At 67.8% G+C, this 19,223-nt stretch carries 20 protein-coding genes; 5 read left to right on the top strand and 15 right to left on the bottom strand.

Annotated features, from left to right (window positions below):
• The first annotated feature begins 213 nt into the window (after nt 1-213).
• Both eccD and mycP read left to right on the top strand, forming a co-directional pair.
• Entirely contained in the window at nt 214-1,617 is a 1,404-nt protein-coding gene (eccD, locus tag IEZ09_RS31820; RefSeq protein WP_189257500.1) for a type VII secretion integral membrane protein EccD, read from the top strand.
• Between the two features lie 8 nt (nt 1,618-1,625).
• Nucleotides 1,626-3,026 (top strand): type VII secretion-associated serine protease mycosin, encoded by a 1,401-nt coding sequence (gene mycP / locus IEZ09_RS31815; RefSeq protein WP_229813132.1) that lies wholly within the window; start codon nt 1,626-1,628, stop codon nt 3,024-3,026.
• A gap of 74 nt (nt 3,027-3,100) precedes the next feature.
• Here mycP and IEZ09_RS31810 read toward each other — a convergent pair whose 3' ends face one another.
• From IEZ09_RS31810 to eccB, 3 genes are all read right to left on the bottom strand, one after another.
• On the bottom strand, nt 3,101-4,183 hold the full coding sequence (locus IEZ09_RS31810; protein ID WP_229813131.1) for a WXG100 family type VII secretion target: 1,083 nt from the start codon (nt 4,181-4,183) through the stop codon (nt 3,101-3,103).
• Nucleotides 4,180-4,497, bottom strand: coding sequence for a type VII secretion target (locus IEZ09_RS31805; protein ID WP_189257498.1), 318 nt, complete (start codon nt 4,495-4,497; stop codon nt 4,180-4,182). The genes IEZ09_RS31810 and IEZ09_RS31805 overlap by 4 nt, the downstream gene beginning before the upstream one ends.
• Before the next feature lie 77 nt (nt 4,498-4,574).
• Complete coding sequence (gene eccB, locus IEZ09_RS31800) at nt 4,575-6,188, bottom strand: type VII secretion protein EccB (protein WP_189257497.1); 1,614 nt, start codon at nt 6,186-6,188, stop codon at nt 4,575-4,577.
• 204 nt (nt 6,189-6,392) lie between these two features.
• On the opposite strand from eccB, the gene eccE reads away from it, so the two are divergent.
• From eccE to IEZ09_RS31785, 3 genes are all read left to right on the top strand, one after another.
• Nucleotides 6,393-7,667 (top strand): type VII secretion protein EccE, encoded by a 1,275-nt coding sequence (gene eccE / locus IEZ09_RS31795; protein ID WP_229813130.1) that lies wholly within the window; start codon nt 6,393-6,395, stop codon nt 7,665-7,667.
• A complete protein-coding gene (locus IEZ09_RS31790; protein ID WP_189257495.1) occupies nt 7,664-8,389 on the top strand; it encodes a hypothetical protein in 726 nt (241 codons plus the stop codon). The genes eccE and IEZ09_RS31790 overlap by 4 nt, the downstream gene beginning before the upstream one ends.
• Nucleotides 8,390-8,608: 219 nt before the next feature.
• The gene (locus tag IEZ09_RS31785; RefSeq protein ID WP_189257494.1) at nt 8,609-10,171 is read left to right on the top strand and encodes a S8 family peptidase; all 1,563 of its coding nucleotides are present in this window, start codon (nt 8,609-8,611) and stop codon (nt 10,169-10,171) included.
• Nucleotides 10,172-10,307: 136 nt separating this feature from the next.
• On the opposite strand, the gene truA is transcribed toward IEZ09_RS31785, so the two are convergent.
• The 12 genes from truA to secY form a co-directional block, all read right to left on the bottom strand.
• A complete protein-coding gene (gene truA / locus IEZ09_RS31780; RefSeq protein ID WP_229813129.1) occupies nt 10,308-11,099 on the bottom strand; it encodes a tRNA pseudouridine(38-40) synthase TruA in 792 nt (263 codons plus the stop codon).
• A 59-nt stretch (nt 11,100-11,158) separates the two neighbouring features.
• Nucleotides 11,159-11,722, bottom strand: a complete 564-nt coding sequence (gene rplQ / locus IEZ09_RS31775) for a 50S ribosomal protein L17 (RefSeq protein WP_189257493.1) — start codon at nt 11,720-11,722, stop codon at nt 11,159-11,161.
• 49 nt (nt 11,723-11,771) lie between these two features.
• Entirely contained in the window at nt 11,772-12,830 is a 1,059-nt protein-coding gene (locus IEZ09_RS31770; protein WP_109628746.1) for a DNA-directed RNA polymerase subunit alpha, read from the bottom strand.
• A 148-nt stretch (nt 12,831-12,978) separates the two neighbouring features.
• Nucleotides 12,979-13,584 carry a 30S ribosomal protein S4 gene (gene rpsD / locus IEZ09_RS31765; protein ID WP_189257492.1) on the bottom strand — a complete coding sequence of 202 codons (606 nt, stop codon included), beginning with the start codon at nt 13,582-13,584 and terminating at the stop codon, nt 12,979-12,981.
• A 23-nt stretch (nt 13,585-13,607) separates the two neighbouring features.
• Nucleotides 13,608-14,015 (bottom strand): 30S ribosomal protein S11, encoded by a 408-nt coding sequence (gene rpsK / locus IEZ09_RS31760; RefSeq protein WP_030472036.1) that lies wholly within the window; start codon nt 14,013-14,015, stop codon nt 13,608-13,610.
• A gap of 42 nt (nt 14,016-14,057) precedes the next feature.
• A complete protein-coding gene (gene rpsM, locus IEZ09_RS31755; RefSeq protein ID WP_189257491.1) occupies nt 14,058-14,438 on the bottom strand; it encodes a 30S ribosomal protein S13 in 381 nt (126 codons plus the stop codon).
• Between the two features lie 219 nt (nt 14,439-14,657).
• Entirely contained in the window at nt 14,658-14,771 is a 114-nt protein-coding gene (gene rpmJ, locus IEZ09_RS31750) for a 50S ribosomal protein L36 (RefSeq protein ID WP_010148647.1), read from the bottom strand.
• Between the two features lie 25 nt (nt 14,772-14,796).
• Nucleotides 14,797-15,018, bottom strand: a complete 222-nt coding sequence (gene infA / locus IEZ09_RS31745; protein ID WP_005166804.1) for a translation initiation factor IF-1 — start codon at nt 15,016-15,018, stop codon at nt 14,797-14,799.
• Between the two features lie 122 nt (nt 15,019-15,140).
• Complete coding sequence (locus IEZ09_RS31740; RefSeq protein WP_189257490.1) at nt 15,141-15,815, bottom strand: hypothetical protein; 675 nt, start codon at nt 15,813-15,815, stop codon at nt 15,141-15,143.
• A gap of 122 nt (nt 15,816-15,937) precedes the next feature.
• Nucleotides 15,938-16,720 carry a type I methionyl aminopeptidase gene (map, locus tag IEZ09_RS31735; RefSeq protein WP_189257489.1) on the bottom strand — a complete coding sequence of 261 codons (783 nt, stop codon included), beginning with the start codon at nt 16,718-16,720 and terminating at the stop codon, nt 15,938-15,940.
• Between the two features lie 53 nt (nt 16,721-16,773).
• Nucleotides 16,774-17,334 carry an adenylate kinase gene (locus IEZ09_RS31730; protein WP_189257488.1) on the bottom strand — a complete coding sequence of 187 codons (561 nt, stop codon included), beginning with the start codon at nt 17,332-17,334 and terminating at the stop codon, nt 16,774-16,776.
• A complete protein-coding gene (secY, locus tag IEZ09_RS31725; protein ID WP_189257487.1) occupies nt 17,335-18,651 on the bottom strand; it encodes a preprotein translocase subunit SecY in 1,317 nt (438 codons plus the stop codon).
• Nucleotides 18,652-19,223: the final 572 nt, after the last annotated feature.

Genomic DNA, 19,223 nt, shown 5'->3' with positions numbered 1-19,223 from the left:
TCTCGTTACGCCACCAGTAGCAACCGACACTATTGCGCATCTGCGCGCGCCACGAAGGTGGGTCGGGAAAAAACCCAGTCGAACGTGTTCCCGCGAACACCACGTGCGAAGGCCGTCGGTGCGGCCATACTAGGGCCGCCCGGCGCGCGTCCGAGTGGACCAATAGGGTCGGGCACATTGTTTGCAAACGCTGATCTGACTTAGGGGGCCCTGGTGGCGACCGGTACGACGGTGTTCAGCCGTGTCACGGTGGTGGCACCTCGAACGCGTATCGACGTCGCGCTGCCTGCCGACGTGGCGGTGGCCGATCTCCTGCCGATGCTGCTGGACATGGCGAGAGAGGCCACTCCGGACGGTGGTGTCCGGCACGGCGGCTGGTGCCTCGCGAAGCTCGGCGACAGCCCGCTCGACCCGGCGCGCACGCTGGCGTCGCTCGGCGTTGTCGACGGCGAGCTGCTGCAGTTGCGCCGTCGCAACGAGAATCCGCCGCCGCCGTTGTACGACGACGTCGTCGACGCGATCGCGGAGTCCGACCCGGACTCGTTCCGGCCGTGGACCAAGGAGACCGCGCAGAAGTTCGGTCACCTCGCGGGCGCGCTCGCGCTGATCGGGGCCGCGGTGGCGCTGTTCCTGTCCGCCCCGGTCATGCTCGGCGGCAAGGGCAGCGGTCTCGCCGCCGCCATCGCCGCGGGTGTCACGGCGATCGCGGCACTGGCGACGGGCGCGACCATCGCGCGGGCGTACCGGGCGGCGTCGACGGGTGTGCTGATCGCCGCCTGCGGATCGCTGCCGATGGCGTTCGTCGCGGGCTTCCACGCGGTGCCCGGTGTCGAGTTCAACCCGAAGATGCTGCTCGGCTCGGCGTTGCTGATGATCTTCGCGTGGGGCGGGATCCTGCTGATCGGCCACGGCATCACGGTGTTCATCGCCGCGGCGACCGGCGGCACGCTCGTGGCGCTCGCGTTCCTCGTCGCCACGTTCGTCGACCACCCGCTCGCCGGTGTGGCCGCCGCGACCGGTGCAGTGGCGCTCGCCGCGCTGTCGATGCTGCCGCGGATCACGCTGCAGCTCGCGAAGATCCCGCCGCCCGTCGTGCCGACGAACGCGGAGGACCTGAAGGAGGACACCGGTTTCCCGGAGTTCGCCGTCATCGAGCGCCGCACCGCCGTCGCGCACGAGTACCTGACCGGCATGATCATCGGCACCGGCGTCGTGGCCGCGCTGTCCGCGATCGTCGCCGCGTCCTCCGGCACGATCTGGGGCCCGATCTACGGCGTCGTCGTCGCGATCGTGCTGATGATGCGCGGCCGGGCGTACGCGAACGGCGCGCAGGCCGTGGCGCTGCTGTCGACCGGCCTGGTCGCGAGCGCGGGCATCCTGCTCGGCTGGCTCGTCACGTCGGACGAGTTCAACCGCATCGTCTTCGTGTTCGGCACGCTGCTGATCCTCGGCGCGGCCGCGCTGGTGCTCGGTGTCGTGTTCCCCGGCCAGAAGTTCTCGCCGCCGCTGCGCCGCACCGTCGACATCATCGAGGCGATCCTCATCGCCGCGGTGGTGCCGCTCGCGCTCGCGGTCATGGACCTGTACGCCGTGTTCCGGGGTCTGATCAACGTATGAGGGCAGGCATGAGGCGCACCACGGCGGTGGCGACCGCCGGACTGCTGCTGCTGACGGGGGCGTTGCCGCACGCCTCCGCGCAGCCGTCCTCGTCCGCACCGGCAGCGGCCAAACCGAACTCGGTCCCACCGGATCTGCCGCCGAACACCCCTCCGCCGGTGGACAAGGGCGAACCGGACGTCAAGTACGAGCGCAACAACAAGGGTTGCGTCGAATCCGACACCAAGAGCGAACTGATCAAGTACATGCCCTGGGGTCAGGTCAACCTGAACCTGGAGCAGGCGCACAGGTTCGCCAAGGGCAAGGGCGTCCGGATCGCGATCATCGACACGGGTGTCGACCCGCGCAACCCGCGCTTCGGCAACCGGGTCATCCCCGGCGGCGACTACGTCGACAAGAAGAACGGCACCGACGACTGCGACGGCCACGGCACCGAGGTGGCGGGCGTCGCCGCCGCGGCGAAGACCGAGGGCGACTTCGTCGGCGCCGCACCGGAAGCGGAGATCCTGGCGATCCGCCAGACGAGCGACCGGTACGAGTTCAAGGGCGACGCGAACAACGAGAAGCGCTCGTCCGCCGGCAAGGTGAGCACCCTGGCGATGGCGATCGTCCGCGCGGCGAACATGAACGCCAAGGTCATCAACATCTCGCTGACGAACTGCGGCAAGCCCAAGGGTTTCAGCTCGGACGACCAGGCCCTGCAGGCTGCGATCAGGTGGGCGGTCGACGTCAAGGACGTGGTGATCGTCACGGCGGCCGGCAACCTGAGCGACCAGGGCACCGGGTGTCCCGAGCAGAACAACAACCTTGACCCGAGCAACGTGAACTCGATCTCGTCGCCGGCCTGGTTCGCCGACGACGTGCTGTCGGTGGCGTCGATCTCGCGCTCCGGCGCGGTGTCCTCGTTCAGCGTCTGGGGCCCGTGGGTCAGCATCGCGGCGCCGGGCGAGGAGATCATCTCCGTCGACCCCAAGGGCACCGGCCTGACGAACGCGAACGTCACCGCGCAGGGCACGACCGACATCAAGGGCACCAGCTTCGCCTCGCCGTACGTCGCGGGCATCACCGCGCTGGTGCGCGAGAGGTTCCCTGACCTCAAGGCCCGCCAGGTGATGAACCGGCTCAAGGCCACGGCTCTGCACCCCGGCAACGTGTCCGGAAAGGACAACAAGGTCGGCTACGGCATGATCAACCCGGTGGCGGCGCTGACCGCGGTGCTGCCGTCGGAGGCGAACGGCTTCCAGAAGCCGCAGCCGAAGGAGATGACCACCTCCGTCACGCCGCCGCCGGGCATCGACTGGCCGCCGATCATCGTGGCGCTGTCCGGCATCGGCCTCGGTGGTGCGCTGCTCATGCTCACGTTGTTCGTGCGCAACTCGCTCAACCGGAAACGCGGCAAACAGGCCTAGCGCAACGGAAACGATGAAGGGCTCCTTCATCCACGTGAGGTGGATGAAGGAGCCCTTCATCGTTCAGTCGTCGTTCAGTCGTCGTCGCCGATCACCTTCGGTGCGGCCTTCTTGGGCTTGCCGAGCAAATCGTCGATCGAGCCGGTGAGCCGCTGCTTCGGCTTGTGCTCCTTGTCGCCGCCCTGCTGACCGCCGCCCATGCCGCCCATCATCGGCGCCATGCCCCCCATCATCGCGGCACCGCCTGGCGCGCCCCCAGAACGGCCTCCAGCGGCCGCGGCGGCCGGGGCCGCCGCACCACCCTTCTCCGAGGGCGGAGGCTGCTCAGAAACGCCTGTGGCGCCTCCGAACTGCATCTGCTGCGGCTGCGCGGCGGTTGCGGCGGGCGCACCGACCGAACCGACCCCGCCCGCACCGACGCCGCCACCGCCGCCGGTCGACGGGGTACCGCCGCCCGTGCCCGCGGCGGCCGTGGCGGAGGCCTTCTGCGGTTCCGGGGTCTTCGCCTCCGGCTTGGCCGGAGCGGTGTAGGTCCAGTCCTTGTCGGGGTACCTGTGCTCCATCCGCACGGCGCCGAAGTTGCCGCCGTCGCCGGAAACCCCGTCGCACAGCTTGAGAAACGCCTCGAGCACCTGCCGCGCCGACTCGTGCAGCTGCCGGATCGGGTCCTTGATCTCCTCGATGTGCTTGATCGCGCGCTGGTCGCCCTCCAGGGGCAGCGCGGCCGTGCCGGACACCGAGTCGGCGACGTCGGCGAGCACGTGCGCCATGTCCTGCACGATGTCGCGAACGCCGTCCGCGGTCTCCTCCAGCGCGTCCGCCATCGCGTTCATCGCGTCGGACATGTCGCCGCCCGCGAGGCCGACCTTGCGCATGTGGTCGATGAACGCGTCGGCGTCCTTGCCCTGCCACCGCGCGTCGACGCCGCCCAGCGGTGCCGCGACGTGCTTGGTGACCGCCTCGGTCACCTTCGCGGCCTTGCGCCAGCGTTCGGACTCCTCGCGCAGGTCGTTCCAGTCGCCCACGAGCGGGTCGAAGTAGTCGTGCACGAGGTCGACGACACCGAGCTTGCGGCTCACCCGCGAGAGGTAGTCGAGCTCAGGACCGACCTCGGCCGCGATCTGCCTGCCGTCCTTGGCCACCACAGCTCCCCTCACTGCCGACCGGCCTTCTTGACGGCCTGCAGGGCCTCGTCGTCGTGGTGCCCGTGCTGCTTGGCGACGGCGTGCAGGCCCTTCGCGGCCGCGTCGAGCGTGTCGCAGGCACGGGCGAGCTGGGAGTTGAGCAGCTCGGCCGCGCGTGCGTAACCCTGGGAGTTGCCCAGTGCCCTGCCGATCTCACCGAACGACTCGGGGCGCAGCGGGGACACCTTCATGGCGTCCCGCACCCGCCTCAGATCGTCCGTCGTGCCGTCGACCCGGTCGGCGTACGACTCCAACCACTCCGGATCGACGGAAATCCGACCGGCCACACGGTCCCCCTAAAGACACGTCCGGGTGCATTCGTCGCAAATCCGACGATGATGCACCCGGAACGGTTCCGCCACTTCTACTTCTGGGTCTGCTGCGGGTCCTTGATCGTGCCCTTCTGAGCCGGGGTGATCGCGTCGTAGCTGCGGTTCGCCTCGTTCTTGTTGAGCTGCGGTCCCATCGGCAGCAGGCTCAGGATCTGGTTCGGCGCCGGCGGGAAGGTCCCGTCCAGCCCCAGTGCCGCCGCGGTGCCGGCGTCCGGGATGCCGTAGCGGACACCGCGTCCCGTGACGATCTGCGCCGGGCCCGTGCCGAAGTCGCCGACGCTCTGGCTCGCCCGCACGACCGCCTGCTTGCCGGGCAGCATCATGAACTGGTCGACGATCTCGCCGCCCGCACCGGCCGCGTTCAGCTCGACCGGAGTCATCTCCTTCGGGCCGGGCAGCTTGGAGCCGATCGTCACCGAGGTGTGCTCGGACGGGTTCTCCGCGCCGTAGTTCTCGGCCTTCCAGCCGAGGCACACGACCGTGTTGTTGGCGTTCGCCTCGAGCGTGGTCGGGATCTTGGCCGGGTACGAGTCGAGCTTGAGCGGCTTCGCCGGGTCCTTGTGGTCAGCGATGGCGCTCGGCGAGAGCTTGATCGCCTGCTTGTTGTTCGAGTACGACCAGCGCAGCAGGTCGCCGACGGTCTCGTCGACGGTCTGGAAACCGTCCTCCAGCGCCACCATGAGCTCGGAGCCCGCGCTGCGCTCGACCTCGACGAGCTCACCGATGTTGACGTTCGCCTCGGTGATGTAGGTCGCCTTCTTGCCCTGGTTCGGGATGACCGGCGCGTTCAGCGGGGCGACCTCGGGGATCGCGTTCAGCAGCGCCGTGCTGATCGCGCGCGGGGTCTTGCCCTTCAGCTTCAGTGCGTTGAGCGCCTTGTCGTTCTTCAGGTCCACCTCTGCGCGGACCGTCGACGACGAGATGTCCTTGAGCTGCTGCGGCTTCTTGTAGATCAGGTACGCCTTCTTCGCGCCCGTGCGCTGCTGCACCAGCACGGCCTCGTCGCCCAGCTCCGGGTTGCCGCCGCTCACGCCGGCGATCACCGACGTCTTGATCTGGTTCTCCGCCGCCTGGTCCTCGCGGAACTTGTCCAGGGCGAGCGTGTCGCAGACCGACCACTGCGCGTCGATGCGGAGGTCCGGCTTCGGCAGCACGTCCGGCGCGTCCGGCAGGCCGGTGAGGCGGCCGCGCGGCAGTCCGGCCAGTGTTGCCTCGCTCACGAGCTTCGGCTCGCCACCCGCGACCTGGGGCTGCCCGCTGTTCGCGGTGCCGCCGGGCGCGTCGCCGCCACCGGCCTGCTGGTCGGGGTTGTTGCGCGAGTACCAGAGCAGCCGGGCCGAGGCCAGGTTCGTCATCGGGATCAGGCGCTTCGGCGAAGCGTCGACCACGTAGACCTGGCCCGTCTCCTTGCTGATGGCGATCTGCGTCTGGTCGTCCAGCCGCGGCGCGGGGCTGAAGAGCCCGTACACCAGGAAGCCGAGCAGGCCGACGACGCCCAGGACCACACCGACCGCTGTCGCGCGCGAGTGATTGCGCATGGGGTCATGCAGCATCACGGCGTCTCTGCGGACCAGAGCGGACTGCATCCGCCGCAGGACGAATTGGTAGGCCTGGACCTGTGACTTGGTGGTGGGTGTTGATGCCATTCTCGGCTCGCTGCTCTCCCAGTCGCGGTACGGTTCGGCAGGATAGCCGGACGCAGGTTGCTCCGTGGGCCGGTTCGCCAAGCCCACCGACCATCGAGGGGAAAGAGACCACAACGGATGTCCGTGACCACTCCACATCCGCCCCGGCCGAACCCAGGGATGGTGCGGCCGCAGGGACCTGGGGGTCCTGGCCAGCAGGCACCCATGCCTCCGCGTCCCGTCGGGCGTGTCCGGCGCAGAGGTGCCGGAGTCAGCCTCGGCTCTTTGCCCGTCTCGAACGTAGTCACGATCGAGATCGGTCTGGCGATCGCACTGCTCGTTCTCACCCTCATGGGCGTGAAGAACTCGGCCGGCGCCCTGAACGTCGTCTCGGTGTCGATCGCCGGCGGTGTGCTTCTCGTCGCACTGATCCTGGCGTTCACCCGATCGCGTGGTCGTTGGCTGACCCAGTGGATCGGCGTCCGGCTCCGCTACAACTTCCGCTCGCACACCCGCACGGCGAAGCGCGTGGCGCCGCAGGAGTCCAAGCCCGGTGACGACGAGATGCAGGTGCTCGGCCCGGAGGACCCGCGCGTCGCGTTGCTGCGTCTCGCGATCCCGGACCTGGTGATCGCGAAGGGCGTCGACCACGAACGCCGCCCGCTCGCGCTGTCGTGGCACGACGGCGTGTGGACCGCGGTGCTGCTGGTCGACCCGACCCCGCCGCTGATCTCCGCGGTCGGCTCCGCACCGTCGCTCCCGCTCGGTGCCCTGGCGCCGTGCCTGGAGGACCGCGGTGTCGTCCTGGACGCGATCACCGTGATCTGGCACTGCTACCCCGGCAGCGCGGCGCTCCCGCCGAACTCGCCGGCGATCAGCTCGTACATGGAAGTGCTCGGCTCGATGCCCGCCGCGGCCAGGCGCACCACGTGGATCACGGTGCGGCTCGACCCGCGCCGCTGCGGTGAGGCGATCAGGGAGCGTGGCGGCGGCGTCGTCGGTGCGCACCGCGCGTTGATCGGCGCGTTGTCCCGCGTCCGCAACGCGTTGGAGTCCGCTGGCGTGGCGATCCGCCCGCTCGACTCGGACGAGCTGCTGCGCGCGGCGATCTCGTCGGCCGAGCTGACCGCCGCTGTCGGCAACACGAACCCGGTGTCGCTGCGGGAGAAGTGGTCGGGCGTCACCGCGGGTGGCGTCGGTCACGCGAGCTACGCGATCACCGGCTGGCCGTCGAAGGGCCTGAAGGGCAGCCTGAACTCGCTCACGGGCGTGCGCGCGCTGTCCTCGACGCTGGCGATGTCGATCTCACCGTCCCGTGAGGACGGTCAGGTTTCGCTGCGCGGCCTGGTGCGGGTGAGTGCCCGCACGCCGAGCGAGCTGGAGCGCGCCGAGAGCCAGCTCACCAAGCTGGGCGACAGCCTCGACATCACGCTGACCCCGTTGCGGGGCATGCAGCTCGCCGGCCTCGCCGCGACGCTGCCGCTGGGAGGTGTGGCATGAGCTCGTCCCGTCTGCTCGACGCACGCGGCCGCGACGGCGTGGCACCGGAGTTCCTGGTGTCGCCGACGATGCTCGACGTGGTCAGCCCGAGCGGCGACCGCGGCGGCATGATGCTCGGCCAGGGCACCAAGGGCGAACCGCTCACGGTGTCCGTGCTGCGCCCCACCCCGACCCGCATGGTGGTGGTCGGCGGCCTGTACCTGGCCCGCCAGATCGCGTTGCGCGCCATGGCGACCGGGGCGTTCATCATCATCGCGACGGGCCGTCCCCAGGCCTGGCAGCCGGTCGTGCGCGCCGCGGGCCAGGGCCCGGACGGCCGCCCGTCCCCACTGGTGCAGCTGCGCCGTCTCTCGCCGGCCGACCTGCCGCGCCCGACCGAGGACATGCCGCTGCTCGTGATCCACGACGGCGGCCACGTCCCGCAGGAGCTGTTCCCGCCACGAGCCCCGTGGCAGACCACGATGTACGTCCTGCCGTACCTGCACCCGCAGGCCACGTCGACGGCGAACAACGCGGACCTCGTGCTCCTGCAGCGCCTCCCGATGGGCCAGGCGCAGCTGGCCGGTCAGATGTGGCGCCTGCGGCCGCAGATGTTCCAGCAGCTGACGCAGCTCAAGGACGACCAGGTGATCGCCATGGGGCAGGACATGTGGGCGCACCTGCGCCTGTACACGACCCCGGCCGAGCAGCAGATCCTCGGAGCCGTGCGCCGAGGCGATTGAGTGGCTCGACGAAATAGGCGAAACTGCGCCCCGGACGGTTGAACCGTTCGGGGCGCAATTGTTCTGTCCATAGCTCAGCGGCACCAACTAATTCACAGGCGCCGCAAATCTGTTGATTCGCCATTCGAAGGTAGTTTCGTGGACCTTCTTGTGCGAAATCCGTCTTCGCCACTAAGAAAACTCTCACTGCACCACCCTGCGACGAGGGAGCACGCTGCTATGGGTGAATCGTGGCTCAGACGAGCGGCTGGAATCGGACTGGTGGCGGGCACCGCGCTCGCGTTGACGTCCGTCTCCGCCACCGCTGCGCCCGAGGGGGAGATTCGGAACCTCGGTGCGTCCAACGCGGTCAAGGACAACTACATCGTCGTGCTGAAGGACGTCAGCACCGCGAGTGTCGAGAACATCAGCGCCAAGTACGGCGCACAGGTGAAACACTCCTACAAGTCCGCTTTGCGCGGTTTTTCCGCGCAGATGTCCGAGGCTCAGGCCAAGCGCCTGGCAGCCGACCCGGCCGTCGCCTACGTCGAGCAGGACGGCGAGGTCCACCTCACGGACACGCAGACCCCGACCCCGTCCTGGGGCCTCGACCGCATCGACCAGCGAGCCCTCCCGCTGGACAACAGCTACACCTACCCGAACCGCGGCGCTGGCGTCACCGCCTACATCATCGACACGGGAATCCGCGTCTCCCACAGCGACTTCGGCGGCCGAGCCGTCCACGGCCGCGACACGGTGGACAACGACAACGATGCCACCGACTGCAACGGCCACGGCACCCACGTCGCAGGCACCGTCGGCGGCACCAAGTACGGCGTCGCCAAGGACGTGAAGCTGGTAGCCGTCCGAGTCCTGAACTGCGGGGGCTCCGGCACCTTCGCGGGCGTCATCGCCGGCATCGACTGGGTCACCGAACAGGTCAGCAACAACCCGGCCAACAAGCCGGCGGTGGCCAACATGTCCCTGGGCGGCGGCGCCAACGACACGGTCGACGCAGCTGTGAAGCGCTCCATCGCCGCAGGCGTGACCTACGGCCTGGCCGCGGGCAACGACAGCGGCGGCAACGCCTGCAACACGTCCCCGGCCCGCACCCCGGAGGCCATCACGGTCGGCTCCACCGACCGCACCGACGCCCGCTCGTCGTTCTCGAACCTGGGCTCGTGCCTCGACATCTTCGCCCCTGGCCGCGACATCACCTCGGCCTGGCTGACCGACGACAACGCCACCAACACGATCAGCGGCACCTCGATGGCCACCCCGCACGTCGTGGGCGCCGCAGCGGTGTTCCTGGGCTCGTCCCCCACGGCCACCCCGCAACAGGTCCGCGACGCCCTGGTCGACAACGCCACCTCCGACGTCGTCACCAACCCCGGCACCGGCTCCCCGAACAAGCTCCTGCACATCACCGGCACGGCCCCCGGCAACCCGCCCGGCCAGTGCCCGGCCGTCACCAACGACACCGACACGGCCATCCCGGACGCCTCGTCCGTGACCTCGTCCGTCACGATCGCCGACTGCAACGGCAAGGCCAGCGCCACCGGCACGGTGAAGGTGGCCATCAAGCACACCTACCGAGGCGACCTGGAACTGGCCCTGATCACCCCGTCGGGCGCCGTGAAGACCCTGAAGGTCTCGAACGGCAGCGACAGCGCCGACGACATCAACGCCACCTACAACGTCAACGTGTCCACTGAGGACGCCAACGGCACCTGGCAACTGAGGGTCCGCGACCTCTACCGCCAGGACACGGGCACGATCGACTCCTGGACCCTCGACATCTGATCCACCACTCCACCCCTCGGAGCCCCCGGTACCCCCGCCGGGGGCTCCTCCCTTTCCAGACCAAGGGGCGCGCCGCACAGGGGGCGAAGCCGAGCCGTTCAAGCGGTGATTTCCGCTGGAGCGCACCCAACCCCAGTCAGGTGGACAGCGTCCGAACCTTCCGAGTGGCCTCAGCCCGAGCCGCCAGCTCCGAATCAGCCGGAAAATCAACCCGCACCAGGCTCAACCCGTGCGCAGGAGCCACCGTGACGCCGCTGGACCGCGCATGGAGCGACAGCAACGATCCCGGCCACTCAACCGGCTTGCGCCCCTCCCCGACGGCCAGCAACGCCCCGATGAGCGACCGAACCATCGAGTGGCAAAAGGCATCAGCGGACACGAACGCGGTGATCACGTCGTCCGAACCGCGCACCAACTCGAGCCGCTGCAGCTCGCGAATCGTCGTGGCACCCTCGCGCCGCTTGCAGAAGGCGCAGAAATCGTGCTCCCCCAGCAACAACTCAGCCGCCGCGTTCATCGCGGAAACATCCAGCGGCCGCGGCCAGGCCAACGTGTCCAACCGCCGCATCGGATGCGCCCCGAAAGCAGCATCCGTGACCCGGTATTCGTAATGCCGCCGCAAGGCGGAAAACCGCGCATCAAACGCAGCAGGCACCACCCGAGCAGAAAACACCCGCACGTCCGAAGGCAACGCACGGGCCAACCGACGAGGCAGCCCGTCGACGTCCACAGTGGACGGCAGGTCGACGTGGGCGACCTGACCCGAGGCGTGCACCCCGGCATCGGTCCGGCCGGCCACGGTCAGGACGACGTCCTCGCGCAGCACCATCGACATGGTGTCCTCGAGAACGCCGCACACGGTCCGGCGCGACGGCTGGCGGGCCCAGCCAGAGAACTCCGTGCCGTCGTAGCCCAGGTCCAGGCGCACACGAACGAGCCCGCCGTCCCCGGAAGCGGGAACGGCGGGCTCTTCAGCAGACGAACTGCTCAGGACTCGTCCTTCTTGTCCTCGGCCTTGGCCTCGGCGCCCTCGGCGGGCTCCTCGGCGGCCTCGGTGGTGGCGGACTCGGGCGCCTCGGCGTCCTGGTCCTTCACCTCGTCGTCCGCCTCGACGACCGGCGCCTCAGCGGCGGCCGGCTTCTCGTCCTTGGCGAACTTGGTCTTGCGCGCAGCCTCGGCCTCGGTGGAGACGAGCTTCTGCTGCACCAGCTCGATGATGGCCATGGGGGCGTTGTCGCCCTTGCGCGCCAGCGTCTTGGTGATGCGGGTGTAGCCACCGGAACGGTCGCTGAAGAACGGACCGATCTCCGCGATCAGCTTGTGCACGACGTCCTTGTCGCGGATCACCTTCATGATCTCGCGGCGGTTGTGCAGGTCGCCGACCTTGGCCTTGCTGATCAGCTTCTCGGCGTACGGACGCAGCCGCTTCGCCTTCGCCTCAGTGGTCTTGATCCGGCCGTGCTGGAACAGCGCCGTCGCCAGGTTGGCGAGCAGCAGCCGCTCGTGCGCCGGAGACCCACCGAGCCGGGGGCCCTTGGTAGGGGTGGGCATCGCTTGCTCCTGTAGTAACTAAAAGAGATCCTCTGCTCTGAAACGAGCGTCAGAGCTGCTCGGTCTCCGCGTAGTCCTGACCGTCGTCGTGGGGGTCCAGACCGGCACCGGCACCCCAGCCGCCATCGGCGGGGTGGTAGTCCGACGCGGCGGCGGACGGGTCGAACCCAGGAGGCGAGTCCTTCAGGGCGAGGCCGAGGCCGACGAGCTTCATCTTGACCTCGTCGATCGACTTCGCACCGAAGTTGCGGATGTCCAGCAGGTCCGCCTCGCTGCGCGACACGAGCTCACCGACGGTGTGGATGCCTTCCCGCTTGAGGCAGTTGTAGGAACGGACCGTGAGGTCCAGGTCCTCGATAGGCATCGCGAACGCCGCGATGGTGTCGGCCTCGGCCGGCGACGGGCCGATCTCGATGCCCTCGGCGTCGATGTTCAGCTCGCGAGCGAGGCCGAACAGCTCAACCAGGGTCTTACCCGCGGAGGCAACCGCGTCCCTCGGAGTGATCGAGGGCTTGGTCTCCACGTCGAGGATCAGCTTGTCGAAGTCCGTGCGCTGCTCGACACGAGTCGCCTCGACCTTGTACGTCACCTTGAGAACCGGCGAGTAGATCGAGTCGACGGGGATGCGGCCGATCTCGGCGCCCGCCTGCTTGTTCTGCACGGCCGGGACGTAGCCGCGACCGCGCTCGACCACGAGCTCGATCTCCAGCTTGCCCTTGCCGTTCAGGGTCGCGATGTGCAGGTCGGGGTTGTGCACGGTGACACCGGCCGGAGGCACGATGTCGCCCGCGGTCACCACACCGGGGCCCTGCTTGCGCAGGTACATGGTCACCGGCTCGTCCTCTTCGGACGAGACGACGAGCTCCTTCAGGTTCAGGATGACGTCGGTGACGTCCTCCTTCACCCCGGGAACCGTGGTGAACTCGTGCAGCACGCCGTCGATGCGGATGCTCGTGACAGCAGCACCGGGGATCGACGACAGCAGCGTGCGGCGGATCGAGTTGCCGAGCGTGTAACCGAAGCCCGGCTCCAACGGCTCGATGACGAACCGGGAACGGGTCTCGGAGACCGCTTCCTCGCCGAGCGAGGGGCGCTGGGAAATCAGCACTGGGTTCTTCCTTCCTACGACGACGACCGCTATTTGACGCCGTCAAGACGCCGGTCGCGGAGACCGGCAAACGCACTCGGCGCACCCTTCGCGCCGAAGCGGGACCCGACCCGAGCCACTGCCGATGAGGACAGTGGCCCGGAGAGGATCACTTCGAGTAGAGCTCGACGATGAGCTGCTCGGTGACAGGCGTGTCGATCTGCGCGCGCTCGGGCAGCTGGTGCACGAGGATGCGCAGGGTCGACGGGACGACCTGCAGCCAAGCCGGGATCGGACGGTCACCGAAGGAAGCGCGAGCGGCCTCGAAGGGCAGCGTCGGCTGGGACTTCGGCTTCACGTCGATGATGTCGAACTTCGACACCTGGTAGCTCGGGATGTTCACCTTCTGGCCGTTGACCAGGAAGTGCCCGTGGCTGACCAGCTGGCGAGCCTGGCGACGCGTGCGGGCGAGGCCCGCGCGGTACACCACGTTGTCGAGGCGGGCCTCGAGGATCTGGAGCAGGTTCTCACCGGTCTTGCCCGGACGACGAACCGCTTCCTTGTAGTAGCGGACGAACTGCTTCTCGAGCACGCCGTAGGTGTAGCGAGCCTTCTGCTTCTCCTGGAGCTGCAGCAGGTACTCGGACTCCTTGACCCGGCCGCGGCCGTGCTGGCCGGGCGGGTACGGACGGCGCTCGAACGCCTGGTCCCCACCGACGAGGTCGACCTTCAGGCGGCGCGAGATACGCGTCGCAGGTCCCGTGTAACGAGCCATTGGTTCTTACTCCTCCCCGTGCCTCAGACCCGGCGCCGCTTGGGCGGGCGGCAGCCGTTGTGGGGCTGCGGGGTCACGTCCTGGATGGTGCCGACCTCGAGACCGGCTGCCTGCAGCGAACGGATCGCGGTCTCACGGCCGGAGCCGGGACCCTTCACGAACACGTCCACCTTGCGCATGCCGTGCTCGGCGGCCTTGCGGGCGGCGTTCTCGGCAGCCATCTGCGCCGCGAACGGCGTGGACTTGCGCGAGCCCTTGAAGCCCACGTGGCCGGCGGACGCCCAGCTGATCACGTTGCCCATCGGGTCCGTGATGGACACGATGGTGTTGTTGAACGTGCTCTTGATGTGCGCCTGGCCGTGCGAGACGTTCTTCTTTTCCTTGCGCCGAATCTTCTTGACCCCGGCGCCCTGACGGGACTTGGGTGGCATTGCCGAACAAACTCCTAAGTTGAGGGCAGTAGACGCGAGGTCTTACTTCTTGCCGGCCTTCTTCTTGCCGGCCACGGTCTTCTTCGGACCCTTGCGGGTACGGGCGTTCGTCTTCGTGCGCTGACCGCGAACGGGCAGGCCGCGACGGTGCCGAAGACCCTCGTAGCAGCCGATCTCCATCTTGCGACGGATGTCGGCCGCGACCTCACGGCGAAGGTCACCCTCGACCTTGTAGTTCGTCTCGATGTAGTCCCGCAGCTTGGCGAGGTCGTCGTCGTTCAGATCCTTGACCCGGAGGTCGGGGGAGATCTGGGTGGCGGCGAGCAGCTCCTTGGAGCGCGTACGACCGATGCCGAAGATGTAGGTGAGCGCGATCTCCATCCGCTTCTCGCGGGGGAGGTCGACGCCAGCGAGTCGTGCCATGTGGCGGTTAACTCCTGTCGATTACTTCCAGGTCTGCTCCTCGCCCAATCCCGGTGACTGACTCGCTGTGTGTCGTTCCGACTGCTCTCACAGCCGGTGTCCCGGCCCCGGCCTGGAATCCGGGGGTGTCCGCACGCTTGAAGCCCTGCGTGCGGTAGGTGCGAGGAGTTTCTCGTTACTGCGTCATCGATGATCTCGACGAGCGCGTGGTGGAGCTGCTCAGCCCTGGCGCTGCTTGTGGCGCAGGTTCTCGCAGATCACCATGACCCGGCCGTGACGGCGGATCACCTTGCACTTGTCGCAGATCTTCTTGACGCTCGGCTGGACCTTCACGCCTGAGATCTCCTGCTATTGGAGGTCACTTGTAGCGGTAGACGATGCGCCCGCGGGACAGGTCGTAGGGCGAGAGCTCCACGACAACCCGGTCCTCAGGGAGGATGCGGATGTAGTGCTGTCGCATCTTGCCGCTGATGTGTGCGAGCACCTTGTGACCGTTCTCCAACTCGACGCGGAACATCGCGTTGGGGAGCGGCTCGACTACGCGGCCCTCGACCTCAATGGCCCCGTCCTTCTTGCCCATGTCCTCCGCGTTTCGTGACGGTGGTAATAACCTTCGGACGCGTTCCAGCCCGGATCGATCTCACCTCGGAGGGCATGACTGAACCGGCGCGACTGGTGCGCCACCTGACCAGTGTACGCAGTTCACTGCGGCAACCCAAATCGGGCCCCGTCAGGGCCGTCACCGGGCCGCACGTGACGCGCCAGCACCGGCCGGAGCTTGGCGATCTCGGTGATCTCGGCCTCGTGCCTGCCGAGCACCGACCTGAGCGTGCGGATGCGTTGCGAGGCGATCCGGTAGCCGTAGTCGGACAGGTCAGAGCACTTCTGAGCTGCGTTGTTGAGCGCGACGTCGCCGGATCCGATGCCGTAGCTCTCCAGACTCGGGTCGCCGGGTCCCCGCTGGGTGAACCCGGCCCGCTCGAGACAGCGCAGCAGCGTCACCTCGGCCGCACGCGTCTCCGCGGCCTCGGGACCGGCCTTGAGCCGCGCGTTCCACTCGGTCACGACGGTGTCGTGCAGCGCCGTGATGCGACTCACGGCGTCGACGTACTCCGGCCCGGCGGCGGCACGGGCCTTTCCTCCACACCCGCCGTCGACCGGCGGCGGAGGACTGACGAAGTTCGGCCGGACGACCCGCACGTCGGCGAACGGCGCTTCGCACCGCTCGACCTCGGCGATGGTGTCGGCCAGGAAGATCCGGTCGGCGATGTGTTCGGCCGGGACGTCCTGGTAGGTGAAGTCGGTGGCCGGCTTAGAGGCAGCGCAGCCTGAAACGGAAATCAGAAGGGCGGACAGGACGAAACGGGTGACCCCCACAATGCCCCCAAGCATTGACTCGTTCGTCACCTCGACCATATCCAGGTCGACAAACGAATAACCCCGCTCGCCTCAGGGCGAACGGGGTCATTCCCAGCGCTGTGGGGTCCGGGATCCGGGTTTCAGTCCTCTTCGGGCGCCGTGAGCACCCAGGGACCGTCCTCCGTGATGGCGACACTGTGCTCCCAGTGCGCGGCCCGCGTCCCGTCGAGCGTGATGACGGTCCAGCCGTCGTCGAGCTCCTGGGAGTCGTCCGTGCCGAGCGTCAGCATCGGTTCGATCGCGATGGCCATGCCGACCTTGAGCCGCGGCCCCTTGCCGGGCTTGCCGTAGTTCGGCAGGAACGGGTCCATGTGCATCTTCGTGCCGATGCCGTGGCCGCCGTAGTCCGCGACGATGCCGTACTCGATGCCGTCGCGCTCGCCCGACTCGATGGCAGACGACTCGATGGCGAACGAGATGTCCGTGAGCCGCCCGCCGGGCACCGCGGCCTCGATGCCCGCGAGCATCGACAGCCTGGTCGCCTCGGACAGCTTGTGGTCGGCGGGCGAGAGCTCACCGCAGCCGACGGTGACGGCCGAGTCGCCGTGCCAGCCGTCGAGGATCGCACCGCAGTCGATCGAGATCAGGTCGCCCTCGGCCAGCACCTGCTTCTTGCTGGGGATGCCGTGAACGATCTGCTCGTTGACCGACGCGCAGATGCTCGCCGGAAAACCGTGGTAGCCCTTGAACGACGGGATGGCGCCGGCGTCGCGAATGGTCTGCTCGGCGATCTCGTCGAGCTCCCACGTGGACACACCGGGCTTCACCGCGTCGACGACGTTGCGCAACGCCCTCGCCACGACCAGGCCGGAGGCACGCATCGCCTCCAGCTGGCCCGGCGTCTTGATCTCGATCTTGCTCATGCTTTCGCTGCCACCCGTGACGACAGTGCGGAGCCGGTCAAGCAGTCCACCTGTCACTTCTCGTCGCGCAGCGAGTTCAGCGCCGCAAGTGCACGCTCGCTGATCTCGTCGATCTCACCGACGGCGTCAATGGAGATGACCTTGTCCGCGTAGTAGTCGAGCAGCGGTGCCGTCTCGTTGCGGTACACCTGCTGGCGGTGCCGGATGACGTCTTCCTTGTCGTCCGTGCGCCCGCGCGCGAGCAGCCGCTCGACCACGACGTCCTCGTCGACCCGGAACTCCAGCACGGCGTCGAGCTCGTGGCCGTCGACGGCCAGGAACTCGCCCAGCTTGTCTGCCTGAGCCACGTTGCGGGGGAACCCGTCGAGCAGGAACCCGTGGTCCGCATCCGACTCGGCCAGGCGCTTGCGCACCATCTCGTTCGTGATGGAGTCCGGCACCAGCGCGCCCTCGTCGAGGATGCTCTGCACCTCGAGTCCGAGCTCGGTCTGGTTGCTGATGTGGGACCGGAAGAGGTCGCCCGTCGAGATGTGCGGCACGCCGAGCTTGCGGCTCAACACTTCAGCCTGGGTGCCCTTGCCCGCACCGGGCGGGCCAACGAGAACGAGTCGCATCTAGCGGAGGAACCCTTCGTAATTGCGCTGCATGAGCTGGCTCTCGATCTGCTTCACGGTGTCGAGACCGACACCGACCATGATCAGAACCGCGGTGCCGCCGAACGGGAAGTTCTGGTTCTGGTTGTCACCAGTGAGGTCCAGGAACAGGTTCGGCAGGATCGCCACGATGCCGAGGTAGAGCGAGCCGGGAAGCGTGATGCGACCCAACACGAACTTGAGGTACTCGGCGGTCGGACGACCAGGACGGATGCCGGGGATAAAGCCACCGAACTTCTTCATCTCGTCAGCGCGCTCGTCCGGGTTGAACGTGATGCCGACGTAGAAGTACGTGAAGAAGACGATCAGCAGGAAGTAGGCCGCGATGTGGACCCAGCTCGACTGCTTGGTGAGGTAGGTCTGGACGAACGTCGAGAACCAGTTCGGCTCGGAACCCGAGCCCTGGGTGAGACGGACGACCAGGTCCGGCAGGTAGAGCAGCGACGAGGCGAAGATGACCGGGATGACACCGGCCTGGTTCACCTTGAGGGGAAGGTACGTCGACGTACCGCCGTACATGCGACGGCCGATCATGCGCTTGGCGTACTGCACCGGGATGCGGCGCTGGGCCTGCTCGACGTAGATGACGCTCGCGATGATGACGAGAGCTGCGACGACCACGAGAGCGAAGGTGATCCGGCTCGCGTCCTTGTCCCAGATGTTCTTGCCCTCGGCCGGAATGCGGGCGGCGATACCGGTGAAGATCAGCAACGACATGCCGTTGCCGATGCCCTTCTCCGTGATCAGCTCACCCAGCCACATGATGACCGAGGTACCGGCGGTCATGGTGATGACCAGCACGATGAGGGTGAAGATGCTGTCCTTGCCAGGAATGACGTCCTGGTCGCACTCACCGAACAGCTGCCCGCGCACCGCCAGCGCCACCAGACCGGTCGACTGCAGGATCGCGAGCCCGATGGTCAGGTACCGCGTGTACTGCGTCAGCTTGCCCTGACCGGCCTGCCCTTCCTTCTTCAACTGCTCGAACCGCGGGATGACCACGGTGAGCAGCTGAATGATGATGCTCGCGGTGATGTAGGGCATGATGCCCAGCGCGAACACGGACAGGTTCAGCAGCGCGCCACCGCTGAACAGGTTGATCAGCGAGTAGATGTTCTGGCCTTCAAGCTGCTCAGCACACGCCCGCACGTTCTTGAAGGACACGCCCGGCGCGGGCATGGTCGCACCAAGCCGGTACACAATGATGATCCCGAGCGTAAACAGGATCTTCTTGCGTAGATCCGGCGTCGCGAGAGCCGAGCGGAATGCGCCGAGCACGCGAACCTCCTGAGCGTTGCCGACCCCCAGGGACCGGCACATGCGGTAGTTGGCAGGCCGCAGCAGGCAGCCACGACCAAACAACCCGGAGGACATCCGGGTTCAGCAGGCGACTCTAACAGTCCCCCTCGACCTGCCCGTACCCAGTGGCCAATCACAGGTTCCACTCGGTTGATCTCTCACGGCCCGGCTAGCCCATCCGGGGTAGCCTCCGCGCCAAATCCGTGCTACGAGCAGCGCTTTCGCGGGGAGCGAACGTTTGCGTCCAGCCACCAGTTCCCGCCTGCACGAGCAAAAGTTCAGCTACCCGCAGAACCCAGTTGAACGGCCCCACAGACATCTCGCAACGGCGACGCCGAGCGGCGATGGCGCAGCCGAACGGCGATGGCGCAGCCGAACGGCGATGGCACAGCCGAGCCGACCACCCACTGCCCTGAGCGAGCGGCCCCGCGGTGGGGTCCCGTCACGAGTCGCGCCAAAGCTCTTGCTGCAGCCAGGCAGGGGTGTCAACTCGACACGCTTTTCGTCTGTCGTGTCTCGGGTGATCTGTCGCAGGTTTGTCTCGGTTGTTG

It is taken from the genome of Lentzea flava, from assembly GCF_014648475.1.
Classification (GTDB): Bacteria; Actinomycetota; Actinomycetes; order Mycobacteriales; family Pseudonocardiaceae; genus Lentzea; species Lentzea flava.
Note: the sequence above shows the minus strand (reverse complement) of the source record. Positions and strands in the feature narration are given on the sequence as shown.